Here is a 6,978-nt window from a genome sequence, read left to right as displayed (position 1 = left end):
CGAACCGGGGCAATGACACGATTCGGAAGACGACAACGACCCGGGGCCATGACGTCCAGACCGCGGGAATGAACATTGGTGGCCGGGTCAAGGCGAACAGCCCGATTACGCCGCGGATTACTCTGCGCAGCACGGATTACACTGAGCGAAACTTCAGAGCGTGGTGTCGGATTGATTCAGCCGGTACCCAGGTTTTCCGAGACAGCACGGACATTGACAGTGTGCCAGAGGGCGGTAGTCGCACGTTCTCGTTCCCACGCAACTGGAATGTCGGGCCGGCTGGCGCGACTTACAACATTACAATGTGGCACAACTGCGGACCAGACCAGAACCGGACTAACGACACTCTACGCGGTACCGCAACCGCAACCGACCAGATTCGCATCCTGATGCTCTATTCAGACTACGGCCCTCCGGATACGACGCTCGGCGTGAGGCTCAAGGCACTTGGTGACTCAATCGAGTATATGGACGTCCAGAATGCAACTCCGACCCTGGCCCAGTTGATGCCCTACGACGCGGTCGGCGCCCAGAGTAACTATGCATACTCGAACAAGGTTGCGCTTGGCGACACGCTGGCGGCGTACGTAGATGCTGGTGGCGGGGTAGTGCTTGGGCACTTCAGCTTTGCCAGCGGATGGGAGATGGGTGGTGCGATAATGACCGGCAACTACGCAACGATTACCGCGGGAAGCAATACTCACTCGAACACGACCATGGGCTGGTACAATTCTGCCCATCCGGTCATGGCCGGGGTTGATTCGGTCCGCGAGTACTACGCGGGCACCTGCAATTTTGTGGCGACCGCTGAGTCAGTGGCGCGCTGGGCCGACGGCCGGCCGTACGTGGCGGTATCAGCCAACCAGAAAGTTGTCGGCCTAAACCAGTACCCTGGTATCTACAGCCGGACACCGCCGCAACGGGGCGGAGACTGGGCGCTTGTCTGGCACAATGCGTTCGCTTTCGTTTCAGGCTCAGTGGTCGGTGCGAAGGAGTTTGATCCGTTTGCGCCGGCGCTGCATGTGACCCTTTCGACTGCGCCGAATCCGGCGATGCGCGAAGTGCTGGTTAGCTACATGGTTCGGTCCGGTGAACAGATGAATATCGGCATATTTGACCAGACCGGGCGGTTGGTCAAGACGCTTGTTTCAGGTCCGGCTAGACCCGGACTGTCCAAGGTCGTATGGGACTTGAAGGACAACGACGGTCGTAGTGTCGCTGCCGGTGTCTACTTCTGCAAGCTCGTAGCTGGTGACAAGACCCAGACGAAAAAGCTCGTAATCGAGTAGTTCATTTCAGATTCTTCTGGGCGGCCTTCGGGCCGCCCAGCTTTTCTTACTTACTTGGGCCGCGGCTGCTTGCGCTTGATGTATTCGACTAGGTTGAGAGCATTGCGGTCGCCTGGGTGCTTGGCCAGGTAGCGATTGAGGATTTCCTGGGCTGCGGAGAGTTGTCCAGCTTCGATTTTCACGTAGGCGAGTCGGATGTCAATCTCTTGAGACTCCGGGAACATTGCGGCGGCGCGGGTGAGTGCTGACTCGGCTTCGGCAAAGCTGCCGAGTGCCGTTGCGATAACCGCAAGGTTCACGTAGCCATCGTAGCTGTCCGGTGCATACTCGACGACCTTGCGTAGGTGTTCGGCTGCCCTGAGTTTTTCGCCCTGCTTGGCGTAGATGCTACCCAGACTGGTATGGCTTGAAACGCAGTAGTCGTCCCGGCGAACCGCCTCCTCGAAGCAGCGTATCGCGGAATCAGTTTTCGGCGGCTTCATCGCCATGTACGCCTGGCCAGCCCATTCGTAGCCGTAGCCGAAATCAGGCGGACAGATGGCGTTGCACCGACGGAACATGGCCAGTGCGGTGTCCGGGCCACGGCGAAGCAGGTTGATGCCGTCCACGTAGTAGTCAATGAACTCCGGATGTTCGTAGACCGGATCGAGCGGGATCGTGTCGGCTCCGGGTCGTGCTTTGTAGATCACTTCGGGCGCGGGACCTTTTGAGGACGGGAGGCTGATGGGACAGGCATAGTAACCACGGCGGAACCGAGGTCGCAGAAACAGTGCCCTTTCGGCCGCGGCCGACGGTTTCATGCCGGTTGAAAAGTAGATGTAGGCAGGCTTCTTTTCAAGAACATGCCGGGTGTTATAGTTGCGTTCTTTCCAGTAAACCTTGCGGCTGAGAATCATCTCCGGGTGAAGAGCAATGACCGAATCAGTCAGGCCGAGCATGTCCACCATATTCCGGTCAGAATACCATGAAACCGCGCCAATCGTAGTGCAGGCAAACCAATCATCCGGCCCGAGACGGGTACCAAGCCAGCGGCCGGTTGCTGTCATCTTGTCCACAAGACCGGTTTCAAGGATGTGGTTGCGCTTGATATCCTGGCGCACAGTTCGGGGTCGGGCAAGCGGGCCGAAGAATGTCAGCGGGATGAGGGCAGCGAGCAGAACCGTCTGGACCGGCTTCGGTAGCGACAGAAGCCAGATACTTTCGCCGATGAGTAGGTAGAACAGAAATAGCACCGGTACAAAGAAGCGGTAAATGCGCAGGACATCGCCGCCGACGCCGACAGTGTAGAGGGCGTGGCCGAGCAGAACAATTACGGCAAGAAAAAGGGCCGAGCCAGGTCTGAGCTGTCGGTTGCGTGCAGCAACGGCTACCGGGACCGCAAAGGCCAGGCCCCAAATACCGTAGGCCTGGTAGAACTCAACCAGATACTGAAGTCCGGACTTCAGGTATGATACCGAGAGTCCGGTCTTGGCGTAGAACGTGTTCGGGAACAGCCGGCCATAGTAGGCAAGGCGCCAGACGAACAGCGGTGCAGCCAGCACTACGAACGGCGCAACAAGCGCGGCCAGATAACGGAGCGTTGAAGCAGTAGACCGGTCAAGTAACCGGCGCTCTCGACCGGGGATTACCGTTTCTGTTGCTGTCTTGCCGCTGCGGGTCAATAGTCTGCGCAGCCCGAAGTCGAGCACGGCCAGAGCCAGGAACAGCGTTCCCTCAGGGCGGGTCAGTGAAGCCAGGCCGAAAAGCGTTGAGCAGGTGACAAGATTACGTACGGTGTGTTCCTTCAGGTAGTAGTGGTATGCGGCGGCGACAAGCAGGCTGAACAGGCCGGTTTCCATTCCGGACACACACCAGTAGGCGAACGCGCCATTGAAAGCAAGAAGCAGTACCGCGGCCGGCGCAAGCAGGGGAGGGCCCGAGGTGACCCGGCGGACGGTCTGGAACATGATGAAAATAACGGCTGCACCGCAGATGACGCCCAGGACCTGGGAAAGTGGTATGATGGTGGTGAATGGCAGGCCGAGAATGCCAAGGGCTGCGAGCAGCATCATCCAGATAAAGTTGGTGTAGCCCTCGACTCGCTCTCCCGGATTGAATACCGGGCCAAGTCCGCGGACAACGTTGCGGGCATAGCGGTAGGTTATGAATGAATCATCCTGCAAGAATGCCGATGAGGTTGAGTGCCAGACAAAGACCACAAGTGCCACAGCCAGAAAGAACCAGGGTAGCCGGCTTGGGATTCTAGGTCCGGGCATGGCTAACCGTCGATCAGCTCGTGCCGGCAGCGCATGCAGCCAGTCTGGTTCGGCCGCTGACAACCTTGGCGCTGAACGGGCCGGAGCGAATGGCGCACAACTGGGCCTGGGCGTCGGTGATTATCTGGGTAGCCTTGCCATTGGGGCCTTCGAGCTGAATTGCGGCCTGAGCGCCGGCAATTCGACCTTCAAGCATTGCCGTTGACGCTTCTTCGATGCCAGCAACGTCACCAGCAACGTAGATGCCCCTAACACTCGTTTGCATCGTTTCGTCATGCCAGGCCAAATGTCCGCCGAGCTCGGGCACATACTCCATACGGCATCCGGCCTGCCAGAGGAGTTCGGTCAGCGGTGTGAGACCCACGGCAAGACAGATGGTGTCAAGCTTGAGGGTCCGGTCGGTACCGGGAACTGGTCTCAGCATGCGGTCCACTTGGCAGATGACCGCACCACTCACTGACTCCCGGCCAATGGCTCGGCGCACGGTGTGAGATGTTAGAATCGGCACCCCGAGCCGCACTAACTTTGCGGCGTGGACGTGGTAACCACCTATTCTGGGTAATGCTTCGACCACTGCTTTCACCTCAATGCCCGCCTGGATAAGCTGGTACGATACTATCAGACCGATGTTGCCGGAGCCGACCATGAGCACTTGAGTTCCTGGTCTGACTCCGAACACGTTCATGAGGGTTTGGACCGCGCCGGCACCATACACTCCGGGCAGATCGTTACCCGGGAAGAGGAGACTGTTTTCCTGTGCACCGGTTGCAATCACCAAAGCCTCCGCTCCGAGTTTCCAGAACCGGTCTTTATTAGCAAGTCCAAGAACCCACGTCTGAGTTTCTGATTGCGTACCCGGGTTATCGGCTGGCGAGCGGCGATACAGGCCGACGACCGAAGTTCCGGGTAGAAGCTCAACACCGGTGTTTGCAAGCTCGGCGGCCAGAATTCGCGCGATGTCAACCCCGCGTGTACCGCAGTACTGGGCCCGGCTGCCGAAGAATTTGTGAGTCTGTTTAGTGAGCTGGCCGCCTGGACGGTCCGAGTCGTCAACTACTACGGTTTGCACGCCAAGACGGGACGCGGTAATCGCTGCCGACATGCCGGCCGGGCCAGCGCCAACTACGGCTAGACGTACAGTCTTCACAATAGTCTGCCCCGACCGACCTGGCGCTCGACTCTGATATCGGGCCGGACAGGCTCCATGCATACCATGGTATTGGGCCGACCGTCAACGACCATGAGACAGGACGAGCACTTGCCGACCGCACAGAAGAATCCGCGTGGTCGGTTCATCTTCTCAGTGTGTCGGAACACCCTGATACCGTTTGCCACCAGGGCTGCGGCAATTGTCTCGCCGGTGTACCCGATTACGGGTTTTCCCTCGAAGAAAAAGCGGACTGCTGCGCCCCGCTCGAACCTAATGATCGGATGTTGAACGATGCGGCCTTGGTCTTTCCGGGATGCGAGCGACGAGGTGCAGGCGGCTGAGTGTTCAGCAGCTCGCCGACGCGCGGGCCGGAGGCCAGGTGCCCGTAGCTCGAAGGTTGGTGTTCGTTTAGATGGTCTGCGCATGTCGGACCGCGTTCTCAAATATCCTGATGCCCTGGGGTCTTGTCAACTCGGATGGAGTGCGGGTTCTTGCGGACCAGCGGTGCCACTCAGGGTGGTGCTCGGGCCGCGTATAGCGCTCGGGATGGGGCATCAGCCCGAACACAATCCCGGAGGGGTCACAAATGCCGGCAATGTCCTCAACCGAACCGTTGGGATTGTCCGGGTATTCGGCTGCTTCGCCGTACCGCGAGACATAACGGAACACTACCTGACGGTTGTCGTTGAGTTTCTTCAGCACCCCCTCGTTCGCCGTAATGAACTTGCCTTCGGCATGGGCAACCGGAAGTTCACACACCTCGGGCAGACCTTGAGTGAAGATGCAACGGCTGGGTTCGGTCCGTAGGAATACCCAACGGTCTTCGAATCGGCCTGAGTTGTTTGTGTCCAGAGTCACAGTTTGAGGCTCAAACGGCCGTTCGAAACCGGGCAGGAGTCCAGCCTTGACGAGAACCTGAAATCCGTTGCAGATACCAAGAATCGGCTTGCCCTGTTTGCAGAAACGTTCGATGTCTTCAGCCAGGTAGTACTTTAGTTCATTGGCGAGAATTCGGCCCGAGCTGATGTAGTCGCCGTACGAAAAGCCACCTGGTATGACCAGGAGCTGGAACTCAGCCAGGTTCCGTTCTCCGGACTTGAACTGATTGATGTGCACGCGCTCGGGCTTGGCTCCGGCCAGTTCAAGGGCATGGCAAGTTTCAACGTCACAGTTAGTGCCGGCGGCAAACAGAACACACGCTTTCACCACTGGCACTGAAGATAGCGGTCAGCGTTGCGGTGTCAAGCGCTGGCGCGTGGGTGTAGGGTCGGTGAGGCTCTTGGAACGAACGGCGGGTGATGGAGCAAAGTTGCAGGGAATGCACTGGCTGGCGTTTTCGGATGTAAGGAATACGAGAAACAATGCCATGCTCCGGGATCTGTGTGGCAACGCTCGATCACTGTGAAGGCAGTGCGATTGCTGTTCTAGTGGTCATCACGAGTCCGGCTCGACACCAATTTTGTTCAGCAGATGACAAGGACTGCAAGCCAGGTCCTGGTTGTGCCTGCCCTGCCTGGGCAGCGTGACAGTCAGACATATCAAGGGCGAAGTCGTGGCTCAGCCCGAAACCCAGCCGCCTTCTGAACGCCGGTCTTGCACTCTAACCTAGCCCACAAATCAGCGTCATTCTATTACACCCAGTCAGATTGACCTTGAATCATCGGGCGATAGAGCCCGACAACTCCTTGAACGCTAGCGACATGGGTGCCATCTTATATACGGTCTCGGCCAAAGAGTTAGGACTTGCCTGGTGCTTCACAGACAGGGTGGAAAGCAACCCCTCGGACAAGTACTGAGGTAGAGTATCGGTCAGACCCGCAGACAAACCGGCAGGTAGGCGACCGGTATTACCCCGGTTCAAACTGCGGGTTGAATCCCCCATCAACCCCGAGGGCGGTCACCAGGACGACTACCGCTACATATACCCGGATTTACCGCCAGGTCACCCGGCTAACTACTTGAGCGACAAACTCTTGGGTAGATACAGAGTTCAACCCCGGGGCTGTCTCTGGGTCTACCTGGGGGACTGTCCCCGGGACAGTCCCCCAGGCTGTCTGGCACTACATCTGCCGGATGAGTGCCCTAACAACATCTACAGCCCCGCCCCTTGCAACTATTTGACTTGCGCAGGGTTACGCCATTGGTGTCAAAATGGGCTTCTGCACTGCCGCAGGTCGCATGAGAAAACAGCGTCAGCAGTTAGGTATACGTCCAGACAATAGCAGGCCGGGGCGGGTTTGTCCCGCCCCGGCGTTGGATGTCGGATCAGTACGACCCGACCAAT

5 protein-coding genes are annotated in these 6,978 nt (G+C 58.3%); 1 reads left to right on the top strand and 4 read right to left on the bottom strand.

Annotated elements, in window-relative coordinates:
- A partial coding sequence (locus tag ABIL25_10310) for a T9SS type A sorting domain-containing protein (protein ID MEO0082659.1) occupies positions 1–1,289 on the top strand: 1,289 nt, incomplete at its 5' end.
- A 50-nt stretch (positions 1,290–1,339) separates the two neighbouring features.
- Here the strand turns inward: ABIL25_10310 and ABIL25_10305 are convergent.
- The 4 genes from ABIL25_10305 to purQ form a co-directional block, all read right to left on the bottom strand.
- Positions 1,340–3,496, bottom strand: coding sequence for a tetratricopeptide repeat protein (locus ABIL25_10305; protein MEO0082658.1), 2,157 nt, complete (start codon positions 3,494–3,496; stop codon positions 1,340–1,342).
- Between the two features lie 61 nt (positions 3,497–3,557).
- Positions 3,558–4,691, bottom strand: coding sequence for an NAD(P)/FAD-dependent oxidoreductase (locus ABIL25_10300; protein ID MEO0082657.1), 1,134 nt, complete (start codon positions 4,689–4,691; stop codon positions 3,558–3,560).
- Positions 4,688–5,119: a (2Fe-2S)-binding protein gene (locus ABIL25_10295; GenBank protein MEO0082656.1), complete on the bottom strand. Its 432-nt coding sequence runs from the start codon at positions 5,117–5,119 to the stop codon at positions 4,688–4,690. The genes ABIL25_10300 and ABIL25_10295 overlap by 4 nt, the downstream gene beginning before the upstream one ends.
- Positions 5,103–5,903, bottom strand: coding sequence for a phosphoribosylformylglycinamidine synthase I (gene purQ / locus ABIL25_10290; GenBank protein MEO0082655.1), 801 nt, complete (start codon positions 5,901–5,903; stop codon positions 5,103–5,105). Before purQ ends, ABIL25_10295 begins: the two co-directional genes overlap by 17 nt.
- Between the last annotated feature and the right edge of the window lie 1,075 nt (positions 5,904–6,978).

This window comes from candidate division WOR-3 bacterium, from assembly GCA_039801365.1.
In the GTDB taxonomy this organism is placed as follows: Bacteria; Hydrothermota; Tepidihabitantia; order Tepidihabitantales; family Tepidihabitantaceae; genus JBDRUN01.
This window is presented reverse-complemented; position numbering and strand designations above follow the sequence as displayed.

Coding starts and splice junctions, on each gene's coding strand:
- ABIL25_10295 (MEO0082656.1), bottom strand. CDS start 5,119: ATGCGCAGACCATCTAAACGAACACCAACCTTCGAGCTACGGGCACCT.